The sequence below is a fragment of the Lentilactobacillus parafarraginis DSM 18390 = JCM 14109 genome, from assembly GCF_001435895.1.
Classification (GTDB): domain Bacteria; phylum Bacillota; class Bacilli; order Lactobacillales; family Lactobacillaceae; genus Lentilactobacillus; species Lentilactobacillus parafarraginis.
The window spans coordinates 1-20,250 of sequence record NZ_AZFZ01000055.1 but is presented as its reverse complement, the minus strand read 5'-3'; the positions used below and the strand labels follow the sequence as shown (position 1 = coordinate 20,250).

The following is a 20,250-nucleotide window of genomic DNA, read 5'->3' as shown; positions in this document are numbered from 1 at the left end:
CAAGTGTTGCACTTCAATTTTAAATCGGGGTTTTACGCGAATTATGAAAGGCGGGCAACTAATTTGAAGGAAGAATTTCACTATTCGAATGGTTTGAACGCGTTATCAATCATGTTGTATTCTTCGTCAGTTAAGCTGATGTTAAGCGCCTTGGCGTTGCTTGTCACTTGTTCGGGAGTCTTGGCCCCGGGGATGACTGCCGTCACGTCAGGATTCTTAATGTACCAAGCAAGAACGGTTTGCGCGATGGTGGCGTCGTGGTTGGCTGCAATTGGCGAAAGACCGGCGACGGCTTCATTAATTGCCTTGAATCGGTTACCAGAAAAGTTGGGATCCTGACTTCTCATATCATCTTTTGGAAAACTTTGCGGTTGGTTTTCGTATTTACCTGTAAGGAGTCCGGAAGCCAGCGGGAAGAATGGCACAAATGAAATGTGTTCGCTTCTTAAATACGGGAAGAGGTCTCGTTCCGGCTGTCGGTGCACGAGGCTGTACTGGTTTTCGATAACGTCAACTTGATGATTTTTATTGGCTTGCTTTAGCTGCTGAAGGGAGAAGTTCGAGACGCCGATTGCCCGAATTAATCCTTGCTCTTTTAGAGACTGAAGGGTTGCGACGGCCTGATCTTTAGCGGTCGTTTCATCTGGAAAATGAATGTAGAAGATGTCCAGGTAATCGGTTTGCAGCCGCTTAAGGCTCGCTTCAACAAAGCGCTTCAAATCATCCGGCTGATTACTAATGGTTGTTTGCCCGTCATGAACAATTTGGGCGCCCTTGGTAGCAACGATGACTTTGGAGCGGTCATAGTCCTTGAGAACTTTGCCAATCAGTTCTTCGGAACGCCCCAGGCCGTAAGCAAACGCCGTGTCCAGCAAAGTGATCCCGCTGTCCAGTGCGGCACGCACGGCAGCCATGCCAGCTTCTTCGTCTAAGTTTGGGAACAAGTTGTGGCCGCCAACGGCATTGGTCCCTAAACCAAGCGGGGTGGTGGTGACATCTGATTTACCAATGGTAACTGTTTTCGCCATATCGTAATTCCTCCTTTGATTTCTTAGCTTAATTATGATACACATTAAGGTAAGTGCAAAACATTTCGACTAGATTAGGAAGGTCACATTCATGAAAAAATTATTAATTTTAGATAACCATAGTTCAGTTGTTGGGGCTTTACTGCCGCTGCTGGATGAAAATGACGATATTTCATATCACGTGTTCAGCGGTGACCTTCAAAGCAGTGGGGATTATTTGCAGCAATTGAAGGATGTGGATTGGGTTTTGGCAGCCGTTGGGGTCAAGGATGCTGATCTGGATTTTGAGTCACTATTTGACGCGATTGACGAAGTGGCTCCCCATATTTCCCACTTTATCATGCTGTCTTACGCTGGCGTTGATGATGAATTAACGGCCCCAATCCACTATCGGGACGTGGCCGACCCCACGGAGTTTATAAAACAGCAAAGATATGCAATTAAGATTGTCGATGAGTCGGAAATCCCGTATTCTATAGTTAGAATGGTTACCTTAACCGATGGGCCCCGCACCGAATATGACCTTTATAATGAAGGGGTGAAGATGCCGGCTGGTCAGGTAGCCGCAAGTAACGTCGCCGATCTGGTATTCGACATGCTGGTTAACCAGAAATTGATTAATCGGTCAGTTGGAATTGTGAATGCGTAAGTCACACAGACCTTAAAAAATATCGATAGCGAGGAGTGATTATGAATGGCAATTAAATTAAATGCAGAACAGATTAAACAGTTAAAGCAACAGTTATTTGTCGCCAACCGGAGTTCCCACTTTGTTATTATCACGGCCATCTCTAAAAATGAAAATACCGCCGTGAAAATGGTGACGGACTGGAATAACTACTTAAATATGAAGTCGAGCAATTCCGATAAGTTTGACTTTCACGTTATTCGTGACATTCTTCCAATTACCGATAACTTGGTTTATTGGGTGGTTGCCCAGCAAAATCTCCACACCGCCCAGGCTCAGGGTGACCAGAGCGAAGCAATTGTGAACGATCTGGAATATTACACCAACAAAGTCATGGTGGAAAATAAGGTGAAGAGCGCGGCGACCAATGGGTAAGTGGCTTCAGCCAGTGACTTTTGATTGACGAAGCGCCAATAAAGAGAGGGGTTGTCATGCGAACGTGGAATATCCATATTCGGTGACAATCCCTCTCTTGAGCCGTTTAGGTGAAAATGAAATGAAAGTGAATTAAGATACGTCATTTCATTGCTGAAAGTAAATGATGACTATGTACCGCCTGGTTGAATCCAGGCGTTATTAGGAGAGAGGACCGCTCGGCTTGTGAACTTGAAAGATATATTGGGGGTAGATCGTAAATTCTTGCTTCCGATATTAAATCGTAGTGACCGAGCGGTTCTCGTAAACAAGATCAATGCAAGCATAAAGCTTTCATTTAGGTCAAATAAATGGATGCATCGTTACATCCACCTATAATAATAGACTATTTTTTCCAATGTTCAACGAATTGAACCTATCACCGATAACAGACTACTTAATGTTTTTTGAACCCTGTTCGGATAATAAAGATGTTACTGTGAGATTAAGGATAAAGGGGTGAACCACCGTGACACTACAATTTGTTCTTGGCACTAATGGATACGATCACCAAGAGAAATTAGTTGAGATTTTGAAAACGCAGCGTGCAACCAACCCGGCCGACCGGTTCTTTTACTTGGTTCCAAACCATATTAAGTTTGAATCGGAAGTCGAAGTTTTAAAGCAGCTTGGCAATCCCGATGAGGACGTGACCGCTCAAAGCCGCATTCAAGTGCTGTCATTTACCCGGTTGGCCTGGTATTTTCTGCGGAATACCTCGCAGTACCAGAAACAACGGATTAGCGCCGCCGGAATTAACATGCTGCTGTATCAAATCATTGTGGATCATCAGGACGACCTGATTTTATTTGGCCAGGAAGCCCATTTACCGGGATTCATTGATCAAATTGCCCACCAGATCTCCGTGATGCAGGCCGGCAATGTTTTACCAGCCGATCTGATGAAAATTAATGAAAATGAAGACGCAGCACTTTCAAATGACTTTCGTGATAAACTCCATGATTTTGCGATTATTTACACGGCATATAAGCAACAAATCGATGATCAGTACTTCGATAGCCATGAAGTCTTGAATCTGTTGAGCGATTATCTAGGGCAGCAGGATCTTTCTTCGGACCATTTTTACATTGCCGATTTCTCCAAGCTGACCGCCCAGGAGTGTCGGTTAGTTGAGACGTTGATCCAGCGGGGGGCCAGCGTGACGGTCTCGTTGATTTTGGACCAGCCTTACCGAACGGAGCTACCGGAACAACCTTCATTATTTTATCAATCGGCCAAGTTGTTTTTACGACTGTATCAGTTTGCCGCTCAGAATAAAATTGCCTACCTGCCGCCGGTGTACGCGAACCGGCCCCGGGTAAAGGACGATTTGCTGAGGCTGGAAACTTATTGGATTCAGTCCAGCGGTTTAGGAAAGATCACGGCGGATCGCCAAGTTGATCCCGGTACCATTCAGATTTATCAAGCTGATAATCAGTATTCAGAATTGGATCAAGTGGCCACAATTATTCGTCGATTGGTTGCCAGCGGTCGGTACCGCTACTCCGATTTTTTGGTGCTGACCAGGCATTTGGATGCGTACGCCGCAATTTTGGATCCGGTTTTCACTACCCAGCAAGTGCCGTATTTCAAGGATATTGAAAAGTCGATGGTTGATCATCCGCTGGTTGATCTGTTGAGCGCACTGTTTGACATCAAAGATCCGTCCCGGGCCCGTAACTATCGCTATGATGATGTGATGCGCTTCTTGAAGACGGAGCTTTTTGTGCCCCGGGATGCTGATGGCCAACCGATGGCAATTGCGGACTACCGGCAGGCCGTTTCCGTGACTGAAAATTTGGTTTTGCGAAATGGCTTTGAAGGCAAGCGCTGGACGCAAGATGAGGACTGGCAATACGTTTGGATTGCCGATCAGGATGATAGCCCGGCATTGACCGACCGTGATCGGGCGCTGACCCACCAGGTAAACGTGATTCGTCATCTGATTAAGGATGCGCTGCCGCCATTTTATAACCGCTTTTATAAGGCCAAGACCAATGCTCAGGCAGCGGCGATTCTCTATCGGTTTTTGGTTGACAACGGCGTCGTGAGTCGCTTGGAAGAACTGCGAAATGCCGCTGTTAATCAGCAGGATTTAACCCGGTCCGACGAAATTGAACAGGTTTGGCGGACGTTTTGTTCGCTTCTGGATGAAACGGTTCGGATCCTAGGTGATAAGCCATTTATTCCGCAAGACTTTTGGGACTTACTGCATGCCGGTTTTGAAGGGGCAAATTATTCACAAATTCCTTCCACGCTGGATCAGGTGCAGGTGTCTGAAAGCGGAATTGTCCAGATGAATAATCGAAAAGTCACGATCATGATTGGGTCAAACGACGAAACAATGCCCGAACGGATTGTGAACGAAAGCTTATTTGGCGACGATGACGTTGCCCAGCTTCAGGATAGCTTGGCTGACGACCAGTACTTAAACGATCCGGCAGATGCCCAGATGGCCGCTGAGCCGTATTTGAATTATTTAGCGTTTACCACGGCCACGCAGAAACTCATTTTTACCTATACTCAGAAACTCACTGACGATGCCGGGGTGAACTTATCTCCGTACGTGCAGCGAATTGCCGATCATTTTCGTCTGCAGGTCATTCACAGACCGGCAGTCCCGGCAAATGATGAGCCAATCGGCACCTATATTGGATCCAAGCGAGCAACGCTGCACCACATGATTCAGGTTGTTCAGCAGACCTATAAGCAACGCGCGGAACTTTCGCCAACCTGGAACTATATTTTCAACCAGTTGCGGGCAGATTCGACCATCTCGCCATTAACCAACCGGCTGCTTGGCAGTATTGACTACAAGAACGTCCCGGTGCCGCTGAGCCAGCAAATTGCGGAGAAACTATACGGGTCGGCCCTCAATATTTCGATTTCACAACTGGAATCCTTTTACCGCAATCCGTACGAATACTTCCTGCAATATGGCTTAAAACTGCAGGAACGGGATCAGTTTGAATTGTCACCGGCTTCAACTGGGCAGTTTTTCCATGAGGCCCTCCAACGCATTATTGCGGAAGTCCATGATCAGCACATCGATTTAAAAGGCCTCAACGACGCGGATGTGACCCAAATGGTTGCCGAAAACGTCGCTAAAATGTTGGAAGATCCTGATAATTTCCAGTACGTGATATTAACCAGTTCCAACCGGATGCACTACATTACCATGCAGCTGCAGGCAACCATTCAACAGATGATCCGAACGATGCGTGACCAGCAAAAGTTAACCCCGATGCGGCCTCGCAGTACCGAACGGGTCTTTGGACAGCCGGCCCAGAACGCACTCAAGGGGTTAAGCTTTGACCTGCCAAATCATAAGAAGGTCAACGTTCGGGGTCGAATTGACCGGATTGATTCGATGACGGCCAACAATAAGCGGTACTTCGGAATTGTGGATTATAAATCCAGTGACAAGAATTTTGACTTTAATGAAGCCTATAGTGGGCTTTCCATGCAGCTGTTGACGTATCTGGATGTTTTGCGGCATAATCTGCCCGATCTTAATCCGGATTCCGACGATGCGTTGCTGGCTGGCGCCCTGTATCTGCATATTTTCAACGCAAAGTTTAAGCCGGAAGACTTTAAGAAGGGCTTGGAAAAATCACTCTTGAGTCAGCATAAATACAAAGGTATTTTGGTGGAGGATGCCGATCTGATCGCTAACCTCGATGAAGATTTGGCCAACGCAACCGGCACCTCGGCCGTCTATCCGTTCACGACCCTGAAAAAGGGTGGGTTGAGCGCGAAGTCATCGACGATTCAGCCGGCAGACCTGAACGCTTTTCTTGATCATACCGAGGGATTGATTGTTGATGCTTCTAAACGGATTTTTAACGGTGACACCACCCTGGCACCGGTCAAAATTGACAACTATACGCCGATGCAATACACGCCGTATAAAGCGATCATGAATTTTGACCCGCTATTGCCGGAAAATAATTATCGGAATTTATTGAAACTCAAGAAGAACGACATCATTGATAAGTTGAGGGGGAAGCAATCATAATGCAGTACACACCTGATCAACAAAAAGCAATTAAAGACCGCCCGGAAGGCAACGTTTTGGTGTCGGCTTCGGCGGGATCCGGGAAAACCAAGGTGTTGGTAGAACGAATTATCGACATGGTTAAGAATCAACGCATCAACATTGACGAACTCTTGGTGGTTACCTTTACCAACGCGGCGGCCAAGGAAATGCGCGAGCGACTGCGGGATTCGCTGCAAGCTGAGTTTACCAACGCCAGCGATCCGGCGGTTAAGAAGCATTTGCTGACACAAATTCGCAAGGTTGCCGTCGCCGATATCACCACGATGGACGCCTACTGCCAAAAATTAGTTGCGCGTTACTACTATATATTGGGGATTGATCCTAATTTTCGAGTATTATCGGATAACACCGAAATTCAGCTGCTAAAAGAACAGGTCTGGGATAACGTTCGTGAGGAACTGTATGGTCAGGACGCTGACGGGACGTTTGCCGCCCTGACCGAAAATTTTTCCAGTGACCGAAATGATGACGGTTTAACCAACGTTGTTTTTCAAATGGATGAGTTTGCTAACGTTAACCCTGATCCCGATGCTTGGTTGGCATCGGCTGCCAACTTTTACGAAATTGGGGATGCGGGACTGCTGGGCAGTGATCTGTACAAATCGTTAATTGCCCCCCAAATTGCGGCGGCATTCAAGCGATTAATCTTGACGCACGAAGCCATTATTAAAGTGTCACAGGACGCCGAACTCGAAAAGCATGAACTGTTATTTTTTGACCAGCTAACCAAGATTCAGGACATTCAGCGAAAGGTTGATTCGGCCAAAAACTGGGATGACCTTCGCCAGCTCCTGATTAATATTGAATTTTTCAGCCTTAACAAGGCGCGGATTCCAAAGGACGCGCCAGATTATCAAAAGCAGGCTGGTAACCAGATTAAAAATCTTAAGAAAGATATGACCACGCAGTGGAAAAAGCTGATCGACGGCTACTTCCAATTTAATGAGCAGGATAACCGCCACCTCATGGATGCTGCTAAAGCCCGGATTGAAAAACTGGTGACGGTGGTGCGGACATTTCGGGCCGCCTATAAACAAGCCAAGGCCCGCCGTCACTTGATGCAGTTTATTGATATTGAGCATGCTGCTTACGATATTTTGAGTGACGCCAGCGAGCAGGGACAACAGGTTCGCCAAAAACTGATGAACCAGTACGCTGAAATCATGACGGATGAGTATCAGGACAATAATCGGCTTCAGGACGCAATCTTGAATCGGATCGCCCGTCAGGATGCCGGTAATCGCTTCATGGTGGGGGATGTGAAGCAGTCGATTTACCGCTTCCGCCTGGCGGACCCGACCATGTTTGTCGCCAAACAGCACGCGTTTGAATCCCCGACGAATCCTGATGAACTGATTAGTTTGTCGGAAAACTTTCGGTCGACGCAAAATGTGGATCGGTTTACCAACCTGATCTTTGAACAAATTATGGATCAACAGGTTGGCGATGTTGACTACACGGGCAAGTCCAAGCTAAAGTTCGGCGCGGCCTACTATCCAGAGGAAACTGATCAAACAATTTCCCTGATTGTTTACCGCACCAAGTCCGCCGTTGCCTCCAACCAGGACGCTGACCCGATAACTGATGAGATCGAGGACAGTGACGTGGGTCAGGCAACCATCATTGCCCAGAAAATTCGTCAGCTCTACGATGCCGGCCAGAAAATTTTTGATAAGGATTTAGGCAAGATGCGGCCGGTGAGCTATGGTGATTTTGCGGTGATTTCGCCAACCCATAATAACGAGCTAACCCTTTCCGACGTCTTTACACAGTACGGAATTCCGGCAGAAATTACCGGCGCCAAAAGTTATTTTAAAACCACCGAAATTCAAATTATGATGTCGCTTCTCGCAATCATTGATAATCCGTTCCAAGATATTCCGCTGGTTGCCGTGCTGCGCTCACCAATTGTTGGATTGGATGAAAACCAGCTGGCCTACCTGCGGATTAACCGGCGGACCGGTAATTACTATCAGGCGGTGCTTGATTTCTATCACCAATTTGAAACTAGCGAACCAAATGATTACGCCACCGCTATTTATCCCAAGATTGACCGCTTCTTAAAGCAGCTGACGCATTTTAAGGACGTTGCCCAGCAGGATGGGTTGGTGGCCCTGATTTGGGACATCTATACTGAAACCGGCTATCTGGACTACGTTGGCGGGATGCCTGCCGGACTGCAGCGGCAAACAAATTTGCATGCACTGTACGAACGGGCTGCGGACTACGAACGGAATGGCTTTAAGGGGCTCTTTCAGTTTGTTCAATTCATTCGGCGGATGCAGGATCATGATCAGGATTTGGCAAGTGTCGCCCCAACGGCTTCTGATAACACCGTTCACGTGATGACAATTCATGGCAGTAAGGGGCTTCAATTCCCAATTGTATTTCTTAGTGACGTTGGCAAGAACTTCAATCAACGCGATATCGTTGGCAACTACGTCTTAAACGATCATTGGGGCATCGGGATTTCCTACCTGAATCCTGAGACCAGAGAGGTGCGCGCACCCCTTCAGAAGCAGGCTATCGTTGACATTACCAAGAATGCCAGCTTGTCAGAAGAGATGCGAAAACTCTACGTTGCGATGACGCGAGCCGAACAGCAGCTGTATCTGGTCGCCAAGGTTAAGGGGGACAAGGACGGCGATGACCAGCAGTTGATTGACAAATGGCAGGGTCAAACGGACGCAAATCAGCTGGTACTGCCCGCAGCAATCCGCAACGCGGCCAGAAGTTATCTTGACTGGATTGGCCCGGCAATTGCCCGTCATCCGGTCATTACCAGTCAATTTGGGGATGCCGATGATTTCCGAGTTCTCCAAGATGATCAAGCCGCCTTTCAAATCGAATTTTATGACGATGAGAAAATCAGCGACTTGGCTGGGGAACAGGACCAAACTACCGGATCCGCCAACGAATTTATTCAGAAAATTGACCAGCAGCGGCCCCAGCTCAAACCGACGACGGTTGCCGCAATTTCTCAAATTATGAACTTCAATTACCCTCACGTTGCCGCTACCAAGACAACGGCTTATCAATCGGTATCGGAAATTAAGCGGCTCTTTGATGATCCGGATAATGCCCAGCTGTCGCCATACTCAACCCTCGATGTGAATCAGGTTGCCCAAACCGGACGATACCTAAAGGCTAATTTTGATGCGCCCGATTTCATTGCCGAAGGTGGTACCGGTCAGCCGGCGCCAACCGAAGTTGGAACCGCGACCCACCTGGTTCTTCAACAGGTCAATTTAACGAGTAGCCCGACCAGCCGGTCCCTTCAAGAATTAATCGGTAACATGGTCAAGCAGGGAATTTTGTCGGAAAAGGTGGCTAAAGCCATTAACGTTGACGAAATTGTGGCCTTTTATCGCGACCCACTAGGCAAAGAGCTGCTGGCCCATCCAACGACAACCTACCGCGAAGTCCCGTTTTCACTGTTAATGAAGGCTAAGGACGTCTTTTCCGCCTTTCAGGAAAATGATGACCAGCGGATTCTCATTCACGGGATTATTGATGGTTATGTATTGGTTGATGATCATGTGACGCTCTTTGACTATAAGACGGATCGGATTACGCCCAAAACCGGCGTCGCTGACATTGTGCACCGGTACCGGGGGCAGTTAAAGCTGTATGCCCTGGCGCTTTCAAAGATTCTCAAACGGCCAATTGATCATCAATATCTGTACCTTTTGTCTGCTAATCGGGCAATTGATATTGACAAATCTTAAGCACCGGTAAATTTCAGAGGTCGTTTTCAACCATCAAATGGGAAAATGCTATAATTGAAGCAGACTTTGATTGAAAGTGAGACACGATGCGAAAATATATCCAACTAGTTGTCGTTTTCCTTCTGGCAGTTATTCTTTCCGGCTGCGGCAACGATCATGCAGATAGTCATCATAACGGCGATAAGCCAAAGACCGCGAAAGTTATTAACTGGAAAAAATCATCTCAAAATAAACCATATCCGAAAATTACAACCAAAAACGCCCGGTATATTTTAGTATCTCTTAAAAAGCAACGGGTATATATTATGAGTCCGAACAATCGGGTTCTCTACACGATGTACGCTTCAACCGGCATTCATAATTCAACGCCAAAGGGCACTTACCATATTCAGCAGGAACACGGGAATTTCTTCTATAATGGTAAATCGCGTGAAGGGGCCCGCTACTGGACATCCTGGAAGGATCACGGCATTTATTTATTTCATACGGTGCCAACAAATGCCAAGGGCCAATACATTAAATCTGAAGCGGCGCATTTAGGCAAGCGGGCCAACTCTCATGGCTGTATTCGATTGTCAATTCCTGACGCCAAATGGATTAACCGAACCGTTCCGGTGGGGACGAAGGTCAAAATCGTCTAGTTTGGCTGATGATGGGTTGCATTTTCTAACCAAGAATGCGTATGATAATTAGAAAATACTTAGAGGTGTTCTGTTTGGTTAAATTTAATACGCTATTGGTTAGAGGTGGCAAACCCGACGATAACCACACCGGTGCGGTGAACGTGCCAATCTATAATTCGTCGACTTTTCGTTATCCCAAATTAGGGGCGCCCGTTCGCTGGGATTATGAGCGCTCGGGCAATCCGACCCGCGATAACGTGGAAAATGTTTGTGCTGAACTGGAAGATGGCGACCGGGGGTTTGCGTTTTCCAGTGGCATGGCTGCCATTCATGCGGCCCTTTCCCTGTTTAAACCAGGGGATCACATTATCATTGGGGACAACATTTACGGTGGGACTTTCCGCCTGGTAAATGATTTCTTAAAACCACGGGGAATTAAGTTTACGGCTGTGGATACCCAGGACATTAACGCGGTGGAAAATGCTTTTACACCGGCGACCAAAGCAGTGTATTTTGAGCCGATTACCAATCCGCTATTAAAAGTGTCAAGTGTTCAGGAGATTTCCAAGGTTGCCCATGAACATGACGCGCTGGTAATCGTTGACAACACATTCTTAACACCATATCTTCAACGGCCGTTAGATCTGGGGGCTGATTTAGTTTTACATTCTGCCACCAAGTATTTAGGCGGGCACTCCGATATTATGGCCGGCATTATCGTTACCAAGGGCCAGCGGTTGTGTGATCAGATTTATAACCTGCAAAATAGTATCGGTGCAGTTTTGGCCCCCCAAGAAGCGAATTTGCTGAGACGCGGCATTCAGACGCTGAATATTCGAATGGATCGCCATTTGGCTAACGCTAAGAAGATTATCAAGTATCTGGAAGCTAACGATAAGGTTGCCAAGGTTTATTACCCAACCGTCGACAAGAACAGTCGGGATTATCGAATCATGAAGCGCGAAGCAAACGGTGCCGGCGGAGTACTGTCCTTTGAATTGAAGGACGGCCTTGATGCCGCTAAATTTGTGAATAGCTTGAAGCTGATTATTCTCGCGGTTAGTTTGGGGGCGGCTGAGAGTTTGATTGAAGTGCCGGCGTTTATGTCCCATTTTGAAATTCCAAAACCGAGACGGTTGGAGATGGGTATTAAGGACGAACTGATCCGGTTGTCAGTCGGTCTTGAAGACGTCGATGATTTGATTGCGGATTTGGATCAGGCGTTTGCGAAGATTTAACAAATGAATGAGTTAATTATGATTTCAAGAGCAGTTGGTTTACCTCAAAGGTAATATCAGCTGCTTTTTTTGGTGGCAAAAAACTGGATGAAAATTAAGTCATTTTTGATGAATAGAGTAGTGGTTATCTCATGCACGTTTTGGTCTAAAAATGTGGAACGCTGTTGACTCGATTGTTAATTAAAAGGCTGATTTTATAGCGGTTAATCTAAAACGATAGCCCGTTCGTTTTATCGCGGCTTTTATTCTGTACTACCTAGGAATAATTGTGGTATAGTGATTTTGTAAATTTTTTTGGAATTTAAAACATACGGTTAACTTTTGAATATATGTACCTATTAACACGGTTAATAATCAGGGATCTAAAGGTGATTTGATAAGCAAGATTAACGCATTCAAAGTACAGTTATTGTGAGTTTTTGGATTATTAAAGGGACGATTGTTTGGGGTAAAAAGACGTCCATACGGTGGTTTGTTGCATTAGTTTAATGTATACGGGGGTATTGCAAGTATGAAAGGTAAGAATCTTTCAAGAAACAATAAGTGGGGTAAGGCAGAAAAATCAAATCTGCATTACAAATTATATAAGTCTGGCAAACAATGGGTAACCGCCAGCTTATTCATGTTGTCATTAGGCGCTGTGTTAATCACAGCGCCTAATCGCGTTTGGGCAGATACAGTGAGTGCGGCGACAGCTGAAACAACTGAATCTGCTACTAATTCCGCGTCTGGTGAGGTCGCCACTTCGGTTGCCAATGCATCGACAGCTGAAGCCAGCGCAACCGCTCAGAAACAGGTCGTTGAGCCGCAAACAACAAGCTCGAGTTCAACTGTGAGTTCTTCTGCTGCTTCTTCGGCAAGCGATTCAACTGCCGCCTCTGCTGCTTCAACTAAACAAGCAACTTCGACGGCAGTATCTGCTGCAGCTGATATGGTGAGTTCATCCAGTTCCAAAGCAGCATCGTCGGCCAATCAGAGTAGCGCCAGCGCATCAGATAATGGCACAGTTGTATCAGCCGGCAGTGGTGTTCCCGAAAGTAATGCCACTCAGGAGGCGGGGTCAGCTGCCAGCGCGGCGAGTTCTTCAGCACGGGATGCTCAGACAGACACTACGCAAAAACCAAGTGCCGCATCATCGACAACTAACTCTCAAATGATTGCAAGTGAGCAGTCGACAAAGAATTCGGCAAGCGTTTCATCGGTAACAAGTCGTTCGACTGAATCGGCTAGTGACAGCAACCCAGTTTCCAAAAGCGATCAGTCGGCAACAAGTCCCACAGCGGCCAAGACTTCTAATAAGTCAGCAACTGTCACCGCTGCGGTTACCTATGATCAGAAGACAAATACCATCACGTTACCAAAAGATGCAACGGCGGAACAAATAACTGAAGCCCAGCAAAAAGCGAAAACGATTTATACAATGACCGCTAAAATGCCAAGCATTGTGAGAGATGGCGCCACAACAACGACGCCAACGTCTCAATCTGGCACAAATGCCGCAACTTTTGATGAAAAGACAAATACGTATACGATTATTGATCCAACGGATGCCCAGATGACAGCGTTAAAGGCGACCGCTCAGCAAATGGCGAATAAGACTGGTAAGGCAGTGACCATTAATGCGGTTGCGGCATCGAGTACAACCGCTGCGGCGACTACTAAGATTGATACGAGCAGTCCCTCTTACAAGGCAGGGATGAATGATGCGTACGCTGATGTCACTAAGGCGGACGGAAGCGTGCCGGACATTGCGGCAATTATTGATGACTATAACAATAATAGTTCAATGCAGGATGCGGACGGTACCCCGGCTTGGAAAAATGGTGTTATCTATAGTCAATCGAATAGTTCGGAAACTATCTATCAGGTCTTAGTTGTAGTTGGTGGGACAACTAACTTTCAGGGTAACTACTACTCTCGAGTATTGAATGATGGTAAAGTGCAAGTTCCGCTTTCAAAGACATCCACGTTAAATGGTGACGATTATAATGCCGGTTATGCAGCATACCTTAAGCAGTATGCTGCGCAAGTCAGTGGCTACATGAATCAAGTTAAAAATAATGTCCAAGATCCAGATCTTGCAGATAAGTTAGTTAATACAATTGCTTATAAGAATGGTGATCTAAACTCTAAAGGTGATTGGATTTCTCAAGCTGGTGCTGCATTAAACACGATTTATTCTTGGGTTATGAAAGCTCTGGGTCAAAAAGATCCAGTTGGGTCTAATCCAGATATTTTTAATTACAATACGAATGACTGGGATTCGTCCCTGGGAATTCAGTCCCCCAAAGCTGTCGATACGGCGTCAGCAAGTATCAGTACGGTTAACAATTTTATTGGGATGGCGATTTCATATATTCAAAACGGGATTATGAAGCAGGCACTTTCGGACGCACGATCAATTGGCGGCCTTCAAAGTGGCTCAATTAGTTTGCCAGCGACGCTTTCTGAGGCCCTATCATTAAATACACCTCTGAAAAAGATTGCAACCGCTTTTGGATTTGGTGACGTTATTAATTCAACAATTGTTAATCAAGTGTACACTTCGATTGCTCAGGGCATTCGAAACGATATTTCGTTTAATTTCCAGCAGGGGATGGATGAAGCTATCAGTTTGGCGTTGAATGGTGGCACACTGGACTCGGCAACCCTGGCCCGGTTTAAGACAGTCGGTTATGATCCATCTGGTAATACGTCGTTAGCGACAACAAATACCACGTCACCAACCGTTTCGTATATTAATAAGAGTGATCAACTTGGTGGCAACACGACAAATTTCGTTGAGGCAGTTGGATTTGACTATGGTAAACGAATTGCCCAAAGCATTGTTGATATGGCGGTTAAGGACTCCACGACTGGAGCTCAGAAGACGACGGCCAGTGACATTATCACTCAGATGCATCAGAACAAAATCATTACGGATACTGAGTATAACCAGTTAACTCAAAGCAATTATGCTGATGATAGCACCCTTCAAGGCTATACGGCGGATGCCTCTGGCGCTCAGAAAACCATTTTGGGATTATATGAGGCAGAAATTAATGCCATCCAAAAAGCGAAGAGTGATTACGTTTCTGATCCAACCGGCGATTTCACCAAGTCAGCGCCTTCCTATACCAATGAGGGCAGTGGTAATGTTCAGATCTATGATTCAAAGACCCAACAATGGTCAACTAAAGCACCTGATACTGTAACGATAAGTGACTATTCGAACATTATGGATTATTTGCAGTCAACGAATGTTGGGAGTCAAGGACAAGCGGATGCTGATAGTCAATCTCACAAGCAAGCGGATGGTGGGGTTGCCATTATTGACTCGACAGATAAAACATTTTCGGCGGGTGATCGGTCAAAATTGGCATCACAACAATTGAAAGATAATGCTGATGCAGTTATTACAAGCCTTGGGGTTGGCTCAACGGGTAAGACCCTTCAGGCAGCCTATGTAAATGCTTATAACAAAGAAGTCAGATTAGCAAATAACGCATACGCTGCCGGCCAGCTCGCTGCGCAGAATCAAACAAAGAGTGATGCTTACAAAACAACAAATGTATTGCCGGCTGTGACGGATTCAACGGTGAAGGTGACGATTGATGGGGTTACTTATTCAGCAACTTCTGACGGAACCGGATCTCTGTATAAAGAGGGAACGTCTTCGGGCGAACCTTCAGGAACCGCGTTTAGTGATGGTTATAATGCAGCCGCCGCTCTTATTAACAATAATGCCATTTCATCAGACCAAGCGGTTGCTGCCGATCAAGCTGCGAGTGCCGCTGTCTTTGCTAAGAGTGCTTCTGATTACTACGCGGATGCCAGCTCTGCTGCAAGTGCTGCCTCTTTAGCTGCTAAAGATTTGAGCGCTGCGGCTGAAGGGGATTCGGGTGCAAGTAGTGACGTTAAAATAGCGGTTGATGCTGCGAGTGACGCAGCAGCGGCCCTGCAAAGCGCTTCTGCAGCTAATAGCAACGCCCAGTCTCAAGCCGCACTTGCTTCTAAAGCAGCTACTGATGCTAAGGCGGCTAAAACAGCCAGCGATGCCAAAGCTGCTGCCAATGCAGCTACTTCTGGTAACGGGATTGCCAGTGGTGCCGCCAGTGATGCGAGTGCTGCTGCAAATGTTGCGAAAGATGCAGCCAAGCGTGCCAGTGACGCGCAGACAACCTATCAACATGACGCGGCCGAATCCGCGGCGGGCAATACAGGCAGTGATGCGGTCACGACTTCAAGTGCTGCTAATGAAACCAGTGACGCAGCTGGGAGTGCCGCCAGTGCGGCTAAAGACGCTTCCGATGCGGCCAGTGATGCCGCCAGTTTAGCAAGTGGTGACAGTAACGCCGCCAGTGCGGTGAAGAATGCCAATGACGCGGCCCAACGGGCCAGCGATGCTAACAGCAGTGCGCAGGCAGCATCCAGAGCAGCCAGCGACGCCAACTCGAAGGCGGCTCAAGCAGCTAAGGATGCCAGCGCTGCGGTTGCCAAGGGTGATAAAGCTGCTGCTAAAGCGGCCAGCGATGCCGCCAGCAACGCTGCCAGTGTGGCTAAGACCGCCAGTGATACAGCTGCTAAGGCTGGTAAGCAAGCCAGTGATGCGGCTAGTGATGCCAAGGCCGCGGCAAATGAAGTGGCCCAAACGGTAGCCAACGATGCGGCCAGCAGTGCAGCAGCCCACGCAACCACCGCGGCCAGTGATGCAGCCGTGGCCCATGATGCCGCGAGTGCTGCTAGCCAAGCTGCCAGTAATGCTGCTAGTGATGCCAATGAGCAAGCCGGCAAAGCTGCCAGTGCGGCGAGCGACGCACAGACGCAGGCGGATAGCGCCGCCAAGGCGGCTAGCGACGCCAAACAAGCAACTGATCCAACCAGTGACGCCAAAGCAGCTACGGAAGCGAACGCAGCGGCAAATGCCGCAGTAGTGACGACTGCCAGTGCTGCAGGTACTGCCCTTGTTGATCAGCAAACAGCCAGTGCCGCTCGGCAGAGAGTGATTAATTCTCAAGCTGCCGCGGCTCAGGCCGCTGCCGATGCGGCCGCAGCATCAAGAAGTGCCGCTGCTAGTGCATCTGCTGCCAGTGCTGCCCTTGCGGCTGCCAGCGCGGCTGCTGCAGCTAAAGCTGCTTCGGACGCAGCCAGTGCCCAGTCTCAAGCTGCTGCCAATAGCGCAGCTGCAAAGCATGATCAGCCTGCGACTCAAGCTAGCGAAGAAGACTATTACACCGCGGTAAAGGCTAAAGCAATTACAACTTCTAAAGGCCTCTACCGATACAGTCGCAAGACGTTCAAACACGCTAAAAAAATCGGATATGTTAAGCCGGGAACGGTTCTTCACGTAATTGGTATCGCCAAGAGTGGCAGTGCATATCGATTTGAACTTGGTGATGGGTCATTTATAACTTCACTGAAGTCCTTTAGCCAATTCGGCCATATTCGCACATCCGCTTATCACTATGATTCACGAGGAAAGTGGATCGTCACTGGTCAGAAAGGCGTTTATGAATATTCAGGTCAGACATTCAGAAAAGCCAAACGGGTTGGTTACTTGAAGAGGGGAACGGTGCTTCAGGTAAAACGAATTGTTAAGAGCGGAATCACGACGCGATTTGAACTAACTAACGGGCATTATGTCACCGCTAAAAAGACAATGGTGATGAATGTGCGTGGTAAAACATTTGAGTATGCGACCCCTCAGAACGTTAAGGTGGTTGCTGCTCATGGTATTTTCAAGTACAAAACCAGTAATCTCGCAAAGCGCCACCGCGTAAGAAGTATCAAGCGGGGAACACACTTGAAAGTTACCGCATTGATTACACAGGGTAATAAAATTCGTTTTAAGATAACGAATGGCAATTATGTTACCGCTGATGTCAGAATGGTTCGGTTTGTTCAAACCAAGTAGGTGATGCTCCAGGCCTTTTAACTGATGACTTGAATTCAGTTAACTTAAAAAATTCAACATACCAAAAAGTAGGCGGGATCAATAAATCATTAATCACGCCTACTTTTGGATACATATCCGTTGATTTGGAGGAAAAGCAAATGTATTACTTCATAAATAATAATATTACCGTTAAACAATCAGGAATTGGGCACGCCCAGCTAAAGCGGCTGGAATTATTTAAGAAATATAAACAGCCAGCAAAACTAATGACGACTGATTATAACCGCTTCTTATCGGACGCATTAGCTGCCCACAATCTTAAAGCCACTGACATCGTCAATTTGTTTGACTTCTTTGGTGGAACTGAAACGGTTTCTCCTCGGAAGTTCGGCATAGATGACTTTCATTTTCCGAGTCGATTCGACGTTAAAAAAATCGATGATCACTATGACGTGACAGAAAATGGCCGGTTAAATTGTCGAATTGTGATGCGAAAGGACAAGCCCGATTGGGTGGAATCAGTCACGTACTTTGACGCCGCTAAGCGAATTATTCAGGGGGATTTCTGGGACTCTCGCGGCTTTCGAGCCTTACAGCAGTTATATGATCGAGATGGCCATATTCGGGTCCGGCGTCTTTTGACCGCGAATGGGGAACCCTTTTATGAATCGTATCATTATGGTAAGAAGTTTGATGCGAATGATACAACACTATGTCGGTTAATTAATTATCACGGCACGGATTGGGAATTTAATGGAGTCAAGGAGCTTACCCAGTTTTTCTTGGATGAGTTGGTTAAGCGTGATCGAGCCCGGGACGAAGATGATGTTTTGGTTAGTGACGCAAGCTTAGCTGATGCTTGGGCACTAGTGCATATGCGTCAGCCGGCCTTCAAGGTCATGCATTTGCATAACAATCATTCGAATAATTCGGATGATGTGATGCATGGTGGGTTAAACTTCAACTATGAATACTCCCTGAATAATTTTAACCAGTGGCAAGGGATTATCGCCCCGACTGCCTCACAAGCTGAAGATGTTGCCAAACGATTTGGTGATCGGCCAAAAACATATGTTGTGCCGGTTGGAATTGTGCCAGACACGCTAATGGCACTGCCAAAGCAGCCCTTTGATAAGCGACAACCCGGTAAGATTGTCCAGATTGCCCGATTATCCCATGAAAAACGGATTGATCACGCCATTAAAGTCATGGCTAAGGTGGTCAAAGAAGTTCCGAATGCGACCCTGGATATTTATGGCTATGCCAATGATGATAGTGGTAAAATCGCCAAGAAATTGGTTCGTGATTTGCAGCTTCAAAAGGTTGTGTCGTTTAAGGGGTATACGACCGATATGGATGGCGTTTATAACGGGGCCCAATTGTCAATTTTAACCAGCTCAGCTGAAGGATTGCCGCTGTCGCTGATTGAAGCGCAGTCACACGGCGTGCCACTAGTTTCCTATGACATCAACTACGGGCCGCGGGACATTATTAATGATGGTAAAGATGGCTATCTAATTAAGTCCGGTGATATTGACGGGATGGCCGCGGCGGTTGTGAAACTCATGACCGACGATTCGTTGCGAGCGCACTTTAGTGATGCCGCTTATCAGGCGCGTGCAAAATACTCAGAGGAAAGTGTCTGGCAATACTGGCAGCAACTAAATAAAGATGCGCGTCAATTTTTTGACAAATTGAAGGAGGCCGCCGATTAATGTATTATTTTGTGAATGAATATTTATATGATAAAAACTCGGGTATTGAGCACGCTGAATTCAAACGACTTCAACTATTTAAACATTTGCACGTCCCAGCTAAGTTAGTGACTCGGGAATACAATCCGATGCTGCACCGAATTATCACTAAGTTTGGGCTTGAAAGCGACGATGTCGTCAACATGTTTGATTTCTTTCAGGGAGCCGTTGAATTGGATACGGATCAGGCAAAGATTCAACGGGCAGCTATCAATTTTCGTTATGAAATTGAGCCAGATCCAACCATTAGTAAGGTTTACCGGGGGGACCTTTTGAATAATCGGGTCCTTTTCATTGCTGGGACATACGGCCAGTTGAATGTGGTTGAATCGTTTGACCGCTATCAGAATCTGATCCGGGCTGAACAATGGGATTGGCGCGGTTTTAAAAGTTGCATCAAATATTACGATGCGGATCGAAAAGTGATTCGCGAAGAATACTTGAATCCTGAGGGAACGGTTGTTATCGAGGCTGCTTATGGAAGTGACGGTATCGCCCAGAGTGACATGACGTATATTCGGCTTGTGAATTATCAAGGCGAGGACTATTACTTTTACAATATTGAGGAACTGTTTGATTTCTTCCTGTCTGAACTTGATAAGCAGCAAACACCAGGTGAAAATGCCTATATTGCGGATCGTCCCTTAACCACGTATAAGCCGGTTATGAATATTCCCGGCACTTCGCGGAAGTTTATTTATTTGCCAATGGTTCAAACGGAAGCCGAGGCTAATGACAAGAATCGCAGTTATATTTTGGCAACCGGGAAGCTCAATCCAATTTATGAGTATGCGTTTGCCAAGAAAAATATTGCCCCGATTTAAAATTGAAGTGCAACACTT

10 protein-coding genes are annotated in these 20,250 nt (G+C 46.7%); 9 read left to right on the top strand and 1 reads right to left on the bottom strand.

Translation table 11 applies throughout. The annotated features are described in order from the left end of the window. Positions 1–80 precede the first annotated feature (80 nt). Positions 81–1,028 carry an aldo/keto reductase gene (locus tag FD47_RS11295; protein WP_040537893.1) on the bottom strand — a complete coding sequence of 316 codons (948 nt, stop codon included), beginning with the start codon at positions 1,026–1,028 and terminating at the stop codon, positions 81–83. 91 nt (positions 1,029–1,119) lie between these two features. On the opposite strand from FD47_RS11295, the gene FD47_RS11290 reads away from it, so the two are divergent. The 9 genes from FD47_RS11290 to FD47_RS11250 all read left to right on the top strand — a co-directional run bounded on the left by FD47_RS11290 (position 1,120) and on the right by FD47_RS11250 (position 20,232). Further along, on the top strand, positions 1,120–1,677 hold the full coding sequence (locus FD47_RS11290) for an SDR family oxidoreductase (protein WP_054735872.1): 558 nt from the start codon (positions 1,120–1,122) through the stop codon (positions 1,675–1,677). A gap of 45 nt (positions 1,678–1,722) precedes the next feature. Beyond that, the gene (locus tag FD47_RS11285) at positions 1,723–2,091 is read left to right on the top strand and encodes a hypothetical protein (RefSeq protein ID WP_054735870.1); all 369 of its coding nucleotides are present in this window, start codon (positions 1,723–1,725) and stop codon (positions 2,089–2,091) included. 508 nt (positions 2,092–2,599) lie between these two features. Further along, positions 2,600–6,148 (top strand): PD-(D/E)XK nuclease family protein, encoded by a 3,549-nt coding sequence (locus FD47_RS11280; RefSeq protein WP_056980688.1) that lies wholly within the window; start codon positions 2,600–2,602, stop codon positions 6,146–6,148. Further along, entirely contained in the window at positions 6,148–9,918 is a 3,771-nt protein-coding gene (addA, locus tag FD47_RS11275; RefSeq protein WP_056980687.1) for a helicase-exonuclease AddAB subunit AddA, read from the top strand. Before FD47_RS11280 ends, addA begins: the two co-directional genes overlap by 1 nt. Positions 9,919–10,004: 86 nt before the next feature. Further along, positions 10,005–10,559: a L,D-transpeptidase gene (locus tag FD47_RS11270; RefSeq protein WP_008213725.1), complete on the top strand. Its 555-nt coding sequence runs from the start codon at positions 10,005–10,007 to the stop codon at positions 10,557–10,559. Positions 10,560–10,633: 74 nt separating this feature from the next. After that, a complete protein-coding gene (locus FD47_RS11265) occupies positions 10,634–11,779 on the top strand; it encodes a trans-sulfuration enzyme family protein (protein WP_054735868.1) in 1,146 nt (381 codons plus the stop codon). Between the two features lie 511 nt (positions 11,780–12,290). Further along, positions 12,291–17,672, top strand: a complete 5,382-nt coding sequence (locus FD47_RS11260; RefSeq protein WP_056980686.1) for a DUF5776 domain-containing protein — start codon at positions 12,291–12,293, stop codon at positions 17,670–17,672. Between the two features lie 140 nt (positions 17,673–17,812). Next, on the top strand, positions 17,813–19,369 hold the full coding sequence (locus FD47_RS11255) for a glycosyltransferase family 4 protein (RefSeq protein WP_054735862.1): 1,557 nt from the start codon (positions 17,813–17,815) through the stop codon (positions 19,367–19,369). After that, positions 19,369–20,232 (top strand): glycosyltransferase family protein, encoded by an 864-nt coding sequence (locus FD47_RS11250; protein WP_191982198.1) that lies wholly within the window; start codon positions 19,369–19,371, stop codon positions 20,230–20,232. Before FD47_RS11255 ends, FD47_RS11250 begins: the two co-directional genes overlap by 1 nt. Positions 20,233–20,250 lie beyond the last annotated feature (18 nt).